The following is a 12,993-nucleotide window of genomic DNA, read 5'->3' as shown; positions in this document are numbered from 1 at the left end:
CGCTACGCTCCAGAGTCATAGAGCTCGTAAGCTCACTCTCGATCTCTATCGGTATCTGAAATATCACTCCCTGTGATCCATGGATGCCGTCGAATGACGGAGCCTATGGCCATAAGGAGCCAATCCCGGCCAAAACGACGAATCGGGGCATTGGGCGATGCGTGAAACGGTTCAGGCAGAAGTAATCATGACCTTCCTCGTCTCCGAGGAGCTGTCCTTCCGGATTCCGGTCGGGCTGGTCTACGACAGCAGTGACCCTTATGCGGTGAAATTCACCTTTCACCTGCCCGGGGACGCCCCGGTGACCTGGGCGTTCGCCAGGGAGCTGCTGCTCGACGGACTCAGCCAGCCGTCCGGCGAGGGCGATGTGCACATCGCCCCCGCCTCCACCGAGCACCTCTCGGACGTCTTCATCAGACTGCAAGTGGGCTGCGAAGGGGCCCTGTTCCGGGCCGGGGCCGCGCCTCTCGTGGCCTTCCTCGACCGGACCGACCGCATCGCGCCCCTCGGCGAGGAGCGCTCGGTCGCGGACTTCGAGTACGACCTCGCGGCCGCCCTCGACAACATCCTCGCCGGCAACCCCGAGGGGCAGAACGCTGGTTAGCGGCCCGGTACGGCTCCCTCGTCCTTCTCGACCGGCACCCGCTCCGGGCGGGGCGCCGCGCCCTGCGGCGCGGCCGCGGGACCCCGGCCCGCCGGGCTTTTGCCGCTGTCACCCCGGGCGCTGTCACCCCGGGCCGTAGCGCCGTCGCCTTCGGCGCCGCTCGCCGCCGGGCCGCCGAGGCCGTTCGGCCCCGGGCCCTCCGTCGTGCCCATGCTCGCGAGCAGCTGCCGTGCCAGGCCCAGGCCCGTGCCACCCATCGTCAGGGCCTTCGCGAAGAGGTCGGACATGCCGTCCGCCCCGTTCAACAGCACCATATGATCGACGTTTCCGAAGGCCGCCGCCCCTGCCCGCACGATCTCCGGCCAGTTCTCGGCCAGTTGCTGGGCGACCACCGCTTCCTGGTTCTCCGCCAGGGCAGCCGCCCTGGCCTTGATCGCCTCCGCCTCGGCCAGCCCCTGCGCCCTCGCCGCCTCGGCCGCCGCCAGACCCTTGGCCTGCGCGGCCGCGGCCTCGGCCTCACCGGTCGCCCGGGTCGCCGCGGCGGCCGCGGTGCCGCGCGCCTTGGTGGCCTCCGCCTCCGCGCCCGCCGCCGTCTTCACCCGCGTCGCCTCGGCGGCCGCCGCCAGCTCCGTCTCCCGGGCCTTCGCCTGCGCCGCGGAGATCCGGGCGTCACGCTCCGCCTCGGCCAGCGTCCGCTTCTCGTACGCCGCCGCGTCCGCGGGCTTGCGGACGTCCGCCTGGAGCTGCTGCTCCTTGCGCTGCGCCGCGAGCTCGGCGACCCGCGTCTCCTGGACCACGACCTCCTGCTGCGCCGCGGCCTCCGCCAGCGGGCCCGCCTGCCGGGCCTTGGCCGCCGCGCTGTCCCGCTCGGCCTGATAGCCGGCCCGGAGGATCTCGCTGTCGCGCGTCGCCTCCGACATCCGGGCCGCGGCCTGCTGCTCCGCCTCCGTGGCCAGCCGGTCCGCCTCGGCCTGGGCGATCCGGGCGTCGCGGTGGACCGCCGCCGCGTGCGGCGCGGAGAGGTTCTTGATGTAGCCCGTGGGGTCCTGGATCTCGTGGATCTGCAGGGAGTCGATGATCAGACCCAGCTTCTCCATCTCGGAGCCCGAGGCGGCCCGGGTCTCGCCGGTCAGCCGCTCGCGGTCGCGGATCATGTCCTCGACGGTCAACCCGCCGACGATGGAGCGCAGGTGACCCGCGAAGACGTTGTGCACCCGGTCGCCCATGTGCTTCTGCTGGTCCAGGAAGCGGCGGGCCGCGTTCGCGATCGACACGAAGTCGTCGCCCACCTTGAATATCACCACGCCGTGCACCTTGAGCGGGATGCCCTGCTGGGTGACGCAATCGACGTTCAGCTCGGCCTCGTTGAGATCCAGCGACAGCTTCCGCACCACCTGCACCCCGGGCAGCACGAGCGTGCCGCGCCCGGTGACGATCCGGAAGCCCATGCCTTCCTCGAGGCCCTCGGTGCGGTGCTTGGAGCCGGAGATGACCAGCGCCTCATTGGGCTCCGCCACCCGCCACATCAGCTTGAACAGCCCGATCACGACGGCGACGCCTACGACGACGACCCCCGCCACGATGCCGATGAGCATCGCTCATCCCCCCTTTGACGGCTCCTGGGTGCGGAGCCTTGTGATCGAAAGTGTGCTCCCGCGCAGGCCGGGGGTGAAGAGGACCGGGCGTCTTGGCGCTTTCTTGACGCCCGGCGCCCCGCGAACCTCCGCTCACCCCAGGTGAATCAGCCGTAGGCGGCCGCCACATAGACCGTGCGCGGCGGCTGATACTCCATGATCACCACCACCGTGCCCCGCTCCAGGCGCTCGCCCTCCTCCATCGCATACGCCAGGAACGCCTCGGCCCCGCCCCTGACCCGCACGATCACCTCGCCGACCAGCCCCGGGCCGACCGTCCCCGTCACCCTGCCCTGCTCCCCGACCACCGGCAGCTCCCCCTCCCGCGATCACTTCGCCCGACGGCGCCTCCCGCCCCGGGACGCCCCCCGCGCCCTCGGACCGCTCTTCGCCCTCGTCTTCGTATTGTGCCGGTCGGCACTGACAACGAGCGCCGCCAGCGCGGTCGTCACCGGCACCGAGGCCACCAACCCGATGCTGCCGACCAGCGTGCGCACGATCTCCTCCGCGACGATCTCGCTCGTCGCGACCCGCCCGATCCCGCTGTCCGCGATCGAGAACAGCAGCATCAGCGGCAGCGACGCGCCCGCGTACGCCATCACCAGCGTATTGACCACCGACGCGATGTGGTCCCGCCCGATGCGCATCCCCGAGCCGTAGAGCTTGCGCCAACTCGCGGTCGGATCCGCCTCCTTCAGCTCCCACACCGCCGACGTCTGCGTCACCGTGACGTCGTCGAGCACGCCCAGGGAGCCGATGATGATCCCGGCGAGCAGCAGGCCGCGGATCTCGATCTCCGGATAGAGGCCGTGCACCAGGCCGGTCTGGTCGTCGGTGTCGCCCGTCAGGTGCGCCCACTGCGTGAACAGCGCGCCGAGCAGCCCGATGAGCATCAGCGACGTGAGCGTGCCGACGACCGCCACGGACGTCCGCGCGTTGAGGCCATGACACATATAGAGCGCGATCAGCATGATCGCGCTGCCGCCGACCACGGCCACCAGCAGCGGGTTTGAACCGTGCAGGATCGCCGGGAGGATGAACAGCGTCAGCACCCCGAAGCTGACCACCAGGGCGACCAGCGCGAAGACCCCGCGCAGCCGGCCGACCACCACGACGGCCAGCGCGAACAGCCCGGCGAGCAGCGCCATGGGCAGCGTCCGGTCCACGTCGGTGACCGCGTACTGGAGGTTCTTGGGTGCCTTCGGCGCGTACGCCAGGACGACCTCCTGGCCCACCGTGTAGTGCCGTGAGGCGCTCGGCTGCACCAGTTCGGTGAAGGTGCGGCCCTTGTCCGGGCCCGAGGTCACCTCGATCTCCGACTTCTCGCACGGCCCCTGTGCCGCGGGCGGGCCGCCGCCCGGCTGCGGGGACTGCTGCTGCGGCGTGGCACCCGCCTTCGCGCAGTCGATCTCCTCGATCTTCACCACCCGCCCCGACCGCGTCTGCTGGTCGAGGCCGAGCCCGGAGTGCTTGTGCGGAGGCGCTCCGCCCGGCCACATCACGACCAGCCCCGCGAGCACCGCGACGGCGAAGGGGATGAGCACGGCCGCGATCACCTTGCGCAGGTGCGCGGAGACGGGCGTGGGCGGGCCGTGGCTGTGCGAGTGGCCGTGGGAGTGCCCATGGGATCTGGGCCGGGGGAGGTCGGTCGGGGTCTGCGGTTCCGTGGGGGTCACGCCCCGCATCATCGCAACCCCCTCTGGTCCTCCGTACGGGGGAAGCGCTAGCGTGGTGGCACCTTTGCAATCGCGGGAGCTCGGAGCACCGGGCTGAGAGGGCGCTGAACCTCCGTACGGCTGGCACGTACGGGAATCGCTGCGTCGACCGCCGAACCTGTTACCGGGTAATGCCGGCGTAGGGAGTTCTGGTCTCATGACCTCGCAGGATGCGCGCACGTCCGAAACCGGTTCCATCGGCTGGCACAAGGACTACGTGACCGGCTCGCGGCCGGACCTCAGGGTTCCGGTGCGGCGGGTGCATCTCACCAACGGGCAGGACGTACGGCTGTACGACACCTCCGGCCCGTACACCGACCCGGCCGTCGAGACGGACGTCCGCCGTGGCCTCCGGCCGCTGCGGGAGAGCTGGATCATCGGCCGCGGTGACACCGAGGAGTACGCGGGGCGACCGATGCGCCCCGAGGACGACGGCCTCAAGCACACCTCTCCGCGCGGGGGTCTGAAGAACCTCGACGCGGTCTTCCCCGGCCGCCCGCGCCAGCCCCGCCGGGGCCGGTCCGGCGCCGCGGTGACCCAGCTCGCTTACGCCCGGCGCGGTGAGATCACCGAGGAGATGGAGTACGTCGCCCTCCGGGAGAACGTCTCCCCGGAGACCGTCCGCGAGGAGATCGCGGCCGGCCGGGCCGTGCTCCCCGCCAATGTGAACCACCCGGAGATCGAGCCGATGATCATCGGCAAGAAGTTCCTGGTCAAGGTGAACGCCAACATCGGCAATTCCGCCGTCACCTCCTCGATCGAGGAGGAGGTCGAGAAGATGACCTGGGCGACCCGCTGGGGCGCCGACACGGTCATGGACCTCTCGACCGGCCGCAACATCCACACCACCCGCGAGTGGGTGCTGCGCAACTCCCCCGTGCCGATCGGCACCGTGCCGCTCTACCAGGCCCTGGAGAAGGTCGACGGCAAGGCCGAGGAACTCACCTGGGAGATCTACAAGGACACGGTCATCGAGCAGGCCGAGCAGGGCGTGGACTACATGACCGTCCACGCGGGCGTGCTGCTGCGCTACGTCCCGCTGACGGCGCGCCGCAAGACCGGCATCGTCTCGCGCGGCGGCTCGATCATGGCCGCCTGGTGCCTGGCGCACCACAAGGAGTCGTTCCTCTACGAGAACTTCGAGGAGCTCTGCGAGATCCTCGCCTCGTACGATGTGACGTACTCCCTCGGCGACGGCCTGCGCCCCGGCTCCATCGCGGACGCCAACGACGAGGCGCAGTTCGCCGAGCTGCGGACGCTGGGCGAGCTCAACACGATCGCCAAGCGGCACAACGTGCAGACGATGATCGAGGGCCCGGGCCATGTCCCGATGCACAAGATCAAGGAGAACATCGACCTCCAGCAGGAGATCTGCGAGGAGGCGCCGTTCTACACGCTCGGCCCGCTGACGACCGATGTCGCGCCCGCGTACGACCACATCACCTCGGGCATCGGCGCGGCGATGATCGCCTGGTGGGGCACGGCGATGCTCTGCTACGTCACGCCCAAGGAGCACCTGGGCCTGCCGGACCGCGACGACGTCAAGACCGGTGTGATCACATACAAGATCGCGGCCCACGCGGCGGACCTCGCCAAGGGCCACCCGGGCGCGCAGGAGTGGGACGACGCGCTGTCCGACGCCCGCTTCGAGTTCCGCTGGGAGGACCAGTTCAACCTGGCGCTCGACCCGGACACAGCACGGGCCTTCCACGACGAGACGCTGCCGGCGGAGCCCGCGAAGACGGCGCACTTCTGCTCGATGTGCGGGCCCAAGTTCTGCTCGATGAAGATCTCGCAGGACATCCGCCGTGAGCACGGCGGGGAGCTCGCCGTCGACCCCGAGGCGGGCATGGCGGAGAAGTCCAAGGAGTTCGCGGCGGCGGGCAACCGCGTCTATCTGCCGATCGCCGACTAGGCGTTCTCGCCGGAGCCCGGTGCCGCACCGCGCCCCGTGAGGGGCGCGGGGAACCGCGCCCGCTGTCCCGCGGTGACCGGACCGCGCCGACCGCGGAGCGCAGGGGCGTGCAGCCGCACGGTCCGAGAGGCCCCGGCCGGTGTCGGGGCCTCTCGCATGTGCCGTGCGGCGGTCCGGCGCGTCACTCCGGTCGGTTGTCCGGGCCGCCGTAGTCCGGGCTGGTGAAGTCGGGGCTGGTGTAGCGCGGGCGGAGGTGCGGGGAGGACTCGCTGTCGGGGCTGGTGAAGCCGGGGCGTGAGTATCCCAGCGTGGGGGTGCGGCTCTGGCTCTCGTGCTGCCTCGGGACGTACGAGGACGACGAGTTGAGCGGGGCGTTGGCCAGGGCTTCGCGGAGGAAGGGCAGTATGCCGCGGTGGAGCAGCGCCTGCCGCCATGCCTCACCGGCCCGGTCGGCCTCCTCGCTCAGCCCGGCGCCCCGGGCGTCCGTCCCCTGGCCGACGCCGTTGCGCAGGGCGGTCACCACCATGCCGATCATGGCGACGAACGCACCGGCGGCGGTGAGCCCGGCGAACCACCAGCCGATGGTGATCATCGGCTGGCCGACGGACGGGTTGGAGCCGACCGTCCGCAGGACGTATCCGACGAGGAGGAAGATCAGGGCGGCTATCCCGGCGAGCACGGGGGCCAGCACGGCGAGGACCGCGCCCGCGCCAGCGCCGGAGGACTCCACGATCTCGCCGTCCGCGGGGCCGGAGCCGTCGGGAGCGCTTTCATCGCGGTGCGCGCCCCCGGTGGTCATGCTTTGCGGGTGCATGCTCGCGGAGAGCGCGCGCAGGGCGTCGCGCGCCCTTACGTAGTTCTGATATTCGGTTGTCGCGCACGCCGAGATGGCGGTCATGGCATTGAGTGCCATGGTGCGCAGCTGTTCCGCATTGAGCCGCTGTCCTATCGCCGCGGCCAGTTCCGGGTCATGGTCGGCGGTACGCAACGCCTGGTCGAGAACCCGCTCGAATTCCGGGCGGTCCTCGGCCAGTAGGTGCGGAGCGCTGTTCATGTGCATCCCCCGATGCTCCGTAGGGCCTTCTTGCCGGCTTACACCGGGCAGTGGGCGGAAACGGAGGAGAGCCTGCTACGGATAAGCCGATGGTAGAGCGGTACCGGCGCACGGTGACAGTGTGTTTCGCGAATTGCCCCGCGCCGGTGGAACTCCCTACCTGCCCGGGGACCTACCCCCTGAACCCTCATCCACCCAGGGGAAGTTGCACCACCAGCAGTTTTCCGGCCATGGTGACCCCTCCGTCCATCGCCAGCGCGAGCCCGTCCGCGTAAAGATGCGGGCCGTCGACGGCGGGCGTGCCGCCCTCCTCGCCGTCCGCGTCCTCCGCGCCGACCTCGCCCAGGAGATACGGAATCGGACTGTGGCCGTGCACCAGACGGCGGCCGCCGTAGGTGTCCAGCAGCTCCCGTACGGCCATCGGCCCGGTCTCGTCGCGGAAGGCGAACCGCTTGGTGAACTTCCGGAAGAGGTCCCAGCACTCGTCGGGGTCGTTGCGCTGGAGCGCCTCGGTGACGGCGTCGTTGACGGCCTCGATGGAGTCGCCGTACTCCAGATAGGCGGTGGTGTCGGAGTGCACCAGCAGGTGCCCGTCCTCCTCCGCCATGGCGTCGAGCCGCGACATCCACTGGAGGTGGTGGTCCTCCAGGCGCTCCATGTCGGTGCGCTGGCCGCCGTTGAGCAGCCAGGCCGCCTGGAAGGAGGCTGTTCCCGCACCGGAGTTGACCGGCGTGTCGGAGAACCGCTTGGCGCCGATGATCAGCAGCTCGTGGTTGCCCATGAGGGCCTTGCAGTAGCCGCCGGCGGCCGCGGCCTCGGCGGACAGCCGCATCACGAGGTCGATCACGCCGACGCCGTCCGGCCCGCGGTCGGTGAAGTCGCCGAGGAACCACAGGCGGGCGTTGCCCGCGCACCAGCTGCCGTTCGCGTCGATGAGGCCCTGGGCCTCCAGCGCGGCGTGCAGCTGGTCGAGATAGCCGTGGACGTCGCCCACGACGTAGAGCGGGCCGAGGCCGGGCCGCGGGGCCGTGTGCTGCTCGGCGAGGGGCGTCAGGGCGACGGTCGGCACGTCGTCGGGGACGGGCTGGCCGATCACGGGCAGGTCGCGTTCGGTGGGGGTGTAGCCCTCCGGAGCGTCGACCGGCGGCTGCGCGGGCGGGGCCGTGTGGTCGTACGGCGGCATGGGGGCATGCGGAGGGGGCGCGGCATACCCGGGGAAGGGCGGCATCGCCGCCGTGGTCCGTGCCGCGGGTCCCTGACCGGCCCCCTGAGTCATCGACCCCTCCACCATCGCGCCGCCGTGCACCTTGTGGACCTTGCCTGGTCGACGGCGGTCCGTGGTGTCGTGCGCCCATCATAGGAATGACCGTCGCGCCTTGTGACGCACCAGGGGCCGTCAATCGGGGCGGGAGGGTGCGCGCGTCGGTCATTTCTCCCCAATTGAGTCATTCGCCCCCGGGTCTCCGCGCCCCTGCGCCCTCCGCACGGCTTTGGCAAAGGTGTGGCAGCTCGGAAACGGCGCGTTGACCCCGAGCGGCCCCGCGGTGCCCCTCAGCCGGGGGCGGGACCGCGCGGCGGGCTGACCGTGGTGCGTGGCCTGCGGCGCTGGGAGGACGTCCGGACGATCAGTTCGGTCGGTATCACCTGCTCGACCGGCTGCCCGCTGTCGAGCCCCTCGATGGCGTCGATGAGGAGCTGGACGACCGCCGTGCCGATGCGCCGGGGCTTCAGCGACAGGGTGGTGACGGGCGGCTCGGTGGCGGCGTAGACGGTGGACTCGCTGCAGCAGACGAGCAGGAGGTCGTCCGGGACGCGCAGGCCGTAGCGCCGGGCGGCGGCGAGCAGATCCGTGCCGTTGGGGTCGAAAAGGCCGTAGACGGCGTCCGGGCGGTCGGGCCGGGCGAGCAGCCGGTCGGCCGCCACGGCACCGGCGCAGGGGTCGTGGGCGGGGTACTTCTCGTAGACCGGGTCCTGGCCCGCCCGCTCGCACCAGTGCAGGTAGGCGTGGGTGGAGAGCCGGGTGTACGTGTCGGTGGTGGTGCCCGTCAGCAGGCCGATCCGGCGGGCGCCGGCCGCCGCGAGGTGGTCGAGGATGCCGATGACGGCGGCCTCGTGGTCGTTGTCGACCCACGCGGTGACCGGGAGGCTGCCCGCGGGCCGGCCGTCGGAGACCACCGGGATGCCCTGGCGGACCAGTTCGGAGACGACCGGGTCGTGGTCGGAGGGGTCGACGACGACGGTGCCGTCGAGGGCGACGTTGGACCACACGTCGTGGCGCGAGGTGGCGGGGAGGATCACCAGGGCGTAGCCGCGGGCCAGCGCGGCGGAGGTGGCGGCCCTGGCCATCTCGGCGAAGTAGGCGAACTCGGTGAAGGTGAAAGGTTCATCCCCGTACGTGGTCACCGTCAGGCCGATGAGCCCGGACTTGCCCGTGCGGAGGGTGCGGGCCGCGGCGGAGGGGCGGTAGCCCAGCCGGTCGGCGACCTCGCGGACATGGCGGCGGGTCGCGTCCGGTAGCCGGCCCTTGCCGTTGAGCGCGTCGGAGACGGTCGTGATCGAGACGCCGGCGGCGGCGGCCACGTCCCGGATGCCCGCCCGTCCCAGCCGGCGGCCGGTGGGCCGGCTCACCTGATGCTTCCCTGCTGCTGTCATGGCGAGCCGATAGTAGGGCTCGGGTAGTGCGTGGGCGGCGTGCTCCGTTTGGCTGTTGACAGGCACGTTTCTGCAAGCGCAATTCCACTCAATGACCATGGAAACACAGAGAGTTGTCCGCATCGACGGTGAACCATTGGCCTCTGGCATATCCGCCTCCGGTTATCACCCGAAGTCTCGAAGAGGTCTCAACTCACCTTCATGGGTGATGCGCGCCACGGCGCCCGCCACCGGCGTGCAGAAGTTTCGGGAGCGCTCCCCCTGCTCTGGACGCCGCCCCGGTGAATCCTCTTAAGGTGTGCAGTATTCATGTCCGCTATTCGTGTGCGGCCTGCCCGTGCGGGTGCGAGCGCACGGGATGTCGAGGAGGACCCGCGGTGACCGAGAAGACCCCGAGGCTGCGCCCCGCCCTGGACGGCGTGCCGACCTACAAGCCGGGCCGGCCCGCCGCCGCGGACGGCCCCGTGGCGTACAAGCTGTCCTCCAACGAGAACCCCTATCCGCCGCTGCCTGGCGTGCTGGAGAAGGCGGTCGACGCGGCGGGCACCATCAACCGCTACCCCGACATGGCCTGCACGGCCCTGATGGCCGAGCTCGCGGACCGCTTCTCCGTGCCGGTGACGCACCTGGCCACCGGCACCGGCTCGGTGGGCGTCGCCCAGCAACTGGTGCAGGCCACCTCGGGGCCGGGCGACGAGGTGATCTACGCCTGGCGGTCGTTCGAGGCGTACCCGATCATCACCCAGGTCTCCGGGGCCACTCCGGTGCAGGTCCCGCTGACGGGCGACGAGGTCCACGACCTCGACGCGATGCTGGCCGCGATCACCGACCGGACCCGGCTGATCTTCGTCTGCAACCCCAACAACCCCACCGGCACCGTGGTGCGCCGGGCCGAGCTGGAGTCCTTCCTGGACCGCGTCCCCGCCGACGTGCTGGTCGTGCTCGACGAGGCGTACATCGAGTTCGTCCGTGACACCGACGTCCCCGACGGCCTCGACCTCTACCGTGACCGCCCGAACGTCTGCGTGCTGCGCACCTTCTCCAAGGCGTACGGCCTGGCCGGGCTGCGGATCGGTTTCGCCGTCGCTCACGAGCCCGTCGCGGCGGCGCTGCGCAAGACCGCCGTCCCGTTCGGCGTGAGCCACATCGCGCAGGAGGCGGCGATCGCCTCGCTGCGGAGCGAGGACGCGCTGCGGGAGCGGGTGCAGGCGCTGGTGGAGGAGCGCGCCCGGGTCGTCGACGCGCTGACCGGGCAGGGCTGGACCGTGCCGGAGACGCAGGCCAACTTCGTCTGGCTGCGGCTGGGGGAGCGCACGGCGGAGTTCGCGGCGGCCTGCGAGCGGGCGGGCGTGGTCGTACGGCCGTTCCTGGGCGAGGGCGTCCGCGTGACGATCGGCGAGACGGCGGCGAACGACCTCTTCCTCGAAGTCGCGGGGGCGTTCCGCAAGGAGCTGTAGAAGGCGGAGCCTTCGGGTCGGCCGGGGTGCGCGGGGAGACCGCGCGCCCCGGCCCGCCGTCGTTGTGCGGCTGCCTGCTGCCTGCTGCCTGCTGCCTGCTGCCCGCTGCCCGCTGCCCGCGCCGCCTGGGGCCGTTGCCCGGACCGCCGGTGGCTGTCCTGTCAGCCGAAGCAGGCGTTCCGGATTTGGCCGAAGAGCGTCGGGTCCCCGGCCGGGGGGACCCCCTTGTCGAGCGCGAAAACCTGTGCGTCATAATTGCTTGTGAATGTGAACGCGTTCACAAGCATGCCCTTTACCTCCCGCTTTCGTTGGGGCGAAAGGGGCATATCGCCGGTGCGTGAGGCGTCGGTGACGCAAGAGGCAAGGAGAGACCGCGTGAACCTCGCTTTGGCGCCGGAGACGCTGGCACGCTGGCAATTCGGCATCACCACCGTCTACCACTTTCTCTTCGTCCCGCTCACGATCAGTCTCGCGGCGATCACCGCCGGTCTTGAGACGGCTTGGGTCCGCACCGGCAAGGACAAGTACTTCCACGCGACGAAGTTCTGGGGAAAGCTCTTCCTGATCAACATCGCGATGGGTGTCGTCACCGGCATCGTGCAGGAGTTCCAGTTCGGCATGAACTGGTCCGACTACTCGCGCTTCGTCGGTGATGTCTTCGGCGCGCCGCTCGCGATGGAAGCCCTGCTGGCCTTCTTCTTCGAATCCACCTTCATCGGCCTGTGGATCTTCGGCTGGGACAAGCTGCCCAAGAAGATCCACTGTGCGTGCATCTGGATCGTCGCCGTCGGCACCGTGCTCTCCTCGTACTTCATCCTGGCGGCCAACTCCTGGATGCAGCACCCGGTGGGCTACGCCATAGACAAGGCGACCGGGAAGGCGCGGCTCACCGACATCTGGGCCGTGCTCACCCAGAACACCACCATGGTCGTCGTCTTCCACACGCTCACCGCGGCGTTCCTCACCGGTGGCGCCTTCATCGTCGGCATCGCCTCCTTCCACCTGTGGCGCGCCAAGCGCAGGCAGCTGCGGGGCGAGGAGCTCGGCGAGAAGCAGCGGTCGCAGGTCGGGGCCATGCGGGCCTCGCTGCGCGTCGGCCTGGTGGTCGCGGTCATCGCCGGTCTGGGCACCGCCCTCAGCGGTGACAGCCTCGGCAAGGTGATGTTCGAGCAGCAGCCGATGAAGATGGCCGCCGCGGAGGCGCTGTGGGAAACCCAGGCGCCCGCCCCCTTCTCGGTCTTCGCGGTCGGCGATGTCACCAAGGGCCACAACAGCGTGGAGATAGAGGTGCCGGGAGTCCTCTCCTTCCTCGCCCACAGCAACTTCTCCGAGGCCGTCCCCGGCATCAACGACGTCGCCGCGCAGGAGGCCGCGCGGTACGGCGGCAAGCCGGAGGACTACATCCCCAGCATCTTCATGACCTTCTGGGGCTTCCGGCTGATGATCGGCTTCGGGATGACCTCCTTCGTCGCCGCGCTCATCGGCCTGTGGACCACGCGCAAGAAATTCTGGCTCGACCCCGAATACCGCACGGGCGACAACGAGGTGCCGCGGCTGATGCTCACGCGCACCCGCGAGATGAGCCCCTTCTTCACCGCCTGGTCCTGGCGCATCGGCCTGCTCACCATGGGCTTCCCGCTCATCGCCAACTCCTTCGGCTGGATCTTCACCGAGATGGGCCGCCAGCCGTGGGCCGTCTACGGGCTGATGAAGACCGGCCACGCCGTCTCCCCCGGTGTCAGCCAGACCGAAGTGCTCACCTCCATGGGCGTCTTCACCCTGCTGTACGGCGTGCTGGCGGTGGTCGAGGTCAAGCTGCTCGTGAAGTACGCCAAGGCCGGGCCCGACACGGACGAGAAGCCGCCCGCGAAGGACCCGAGGCTGCGCCTGCCGTCCGGGGGAGCCGGGGCGGAGCGGCCAGAGGACGCCGACAAGCCGATGACCTTCGCGTACTGACGCGGC

10 protein-coding genes are annotated in these 12,993 nt (G+C 70.4%); 4 read left to right on the top strand and 6 right to left on the bottom strand.

From position 1 onward, the window contains the following. Positions 1–157 precede the first annotated feature (157 nt). On the top strand, positions 158–604 hold the full coding sequence (locus tag ACZ4A5_RS04195; RefSeq protein WP_361519345.1) for an SsgA family sporulation/cell division regulator: 447 nt from the start codon (positions 158–160) through the stop codon (positions 602–604). Here ACZ4A5_RS04195 and ACZ4A5_RS04190 read toward each other — a convergent pair. The 3 genes from ACZ4A5_RS04190 to ACZ4A5_RS04180 all read right to left on the bottom strand — a co-directional run bounded on the left by ACZ4A5_RS04190 (position 601) and on the right by ACZ4A5_RS04180 (position 3,923). Further along, positions 601–2,199, bottom strand: a complete 1,599-nt coding sequence (locus ACZ4A5_RS04190) for an SPFH domain-containing protein (RefSeq protein WP_467578246.1) — start codon at positions 2,197–2,199, stop codon at positions 601–603. The genes ACZ4A5_RS04195 and ACZ4A5_RS04190 overlap by 4 nt on opposite strands. 146 nt (positions 2,200–2,345) lie before the next feature. Continuing rightward, positions 2,346–2,546 (bottom strand): hypothetical protein, encoded by a 201-nt coding sequence (locus ACZ4A5_RS04185; RefSeq protein ID WP_467578244.1) that lies wholly within the window; start codon positions 2,544–2,546, stop codon positions 2,346–2,348. A 21-nt stretch (positions 2,547–2,567) separates the two neighbouring features. Continuing rightward, positions 2,568–3,923 (bottom strand): YibE/F family protein, encoded by a 1,356-nt coding sequence (locus ACZ4A5_RS04180; protein WP_467578684.1) that lies wholly within the window; start codon positions 3,921–3,923, stop codon positions 2,568–2,570. A 187-nt stretch (positions 3,924–4,110) separates the two neighbouring features. Here ACZ4A5_RS04180 and thiC point away from each other — a divergent pair, with 187 nt between their 5' ends. Further along, the gene (thiC, locus tag ACZ4A5_RS04175; protein WP_467578242.1) at positions 4,111–5,868 is read left to right on the top strand and encodes a phosphomethylpyrimidine synthase ThiC; all 1,758 of its coding nucleotides are present in this window, start codon (positions 4,111–4,113) and stop codon (positions 5,866–5,868) included. A gap of 181 nt (positions 5,869–6,049) precedes the next feature. Here thiC and ACZ4A5_RS04170 read toward each other — a convergent pair whose 3' ends face one another. The 3 genes from ACZ4A5_RS04170 to ACZ4A5_RS04160 form a co-directional block, all read right to left on the bottom strand. Beyond that, positions 6,050–6,928 (bottom strand): hypothetical protein, encoded by an 879-nt coding sequence (locus tag ACZ4A5_RS04170; RefSeq protein WP_467578240.1) that lies wholly within the window; start codon positions 6,926–6,928, stop codon positions 6,050–6,052. A gap of 181 nt (positions 6,929–7,109) precedes the next feature. Next, entirely contained in the window at positions 7,110–8,213 is a 1,104-nt protein-coding gene (locus tag ACZ4A5_RS04165) for a metallophosphoesterase (RefSeq protein WP_467578682.1), read from the bottom strand. 260 nt (positions 8,214–8,473) lie between these two features. After that, on the bottom strand, positions 8,474–9,574 hold the full coding sequence (locus tag ACZ4A5_RS04160; RefSeq protein ID WP_467578238.1) for a LacI family DNA-binding transcriptional regulator: 1,101 nt from the start codon (positions 9,572–9,574) through the stop codon (positions 8,474–8,476). A gap of 377 nt (positions 9,575–9,951) precedes the next feature. Here ACZ4A5_RS04160 and hisC point away from each other — a divergent pair, with 377 nt between their 5' ends. Then, positions 9,952–11,031, top strand: coding sequence for a histidinol-phosphate transaminase (hisC, locus tag ACZ4A5_RS04155; protein WP_467578236.1), 1,080 nt, complete (start codon positions 9,952–9,954; stop codon positions 11,029–11,031). A gap of 375 nt (positions 11,032–11,406) precedes the next feature. Further along, positions 11,407–12,987, top strand: a complete 1,581-nt coding sequence (locus tag ACZ4A5_RS04150; protein WP_467578234.1) for a cytochrome ubiquinol oxidase subunit I — start codon at positions 11,407–11,409, stop codon at positions 12,985–12,987. Positions 12,988–12,993 lie beyond the last annotated feature (6 nt).

The sequence above is a fragment of the Streptomyces sp. NPDC025618 genome (assembly GCF_055558795.1).
The sequence above is the reverse complement of the archived record's forward strand: the minus strand, read 5'-3'. Positions and strand labels throughout refer to the sequence as shown.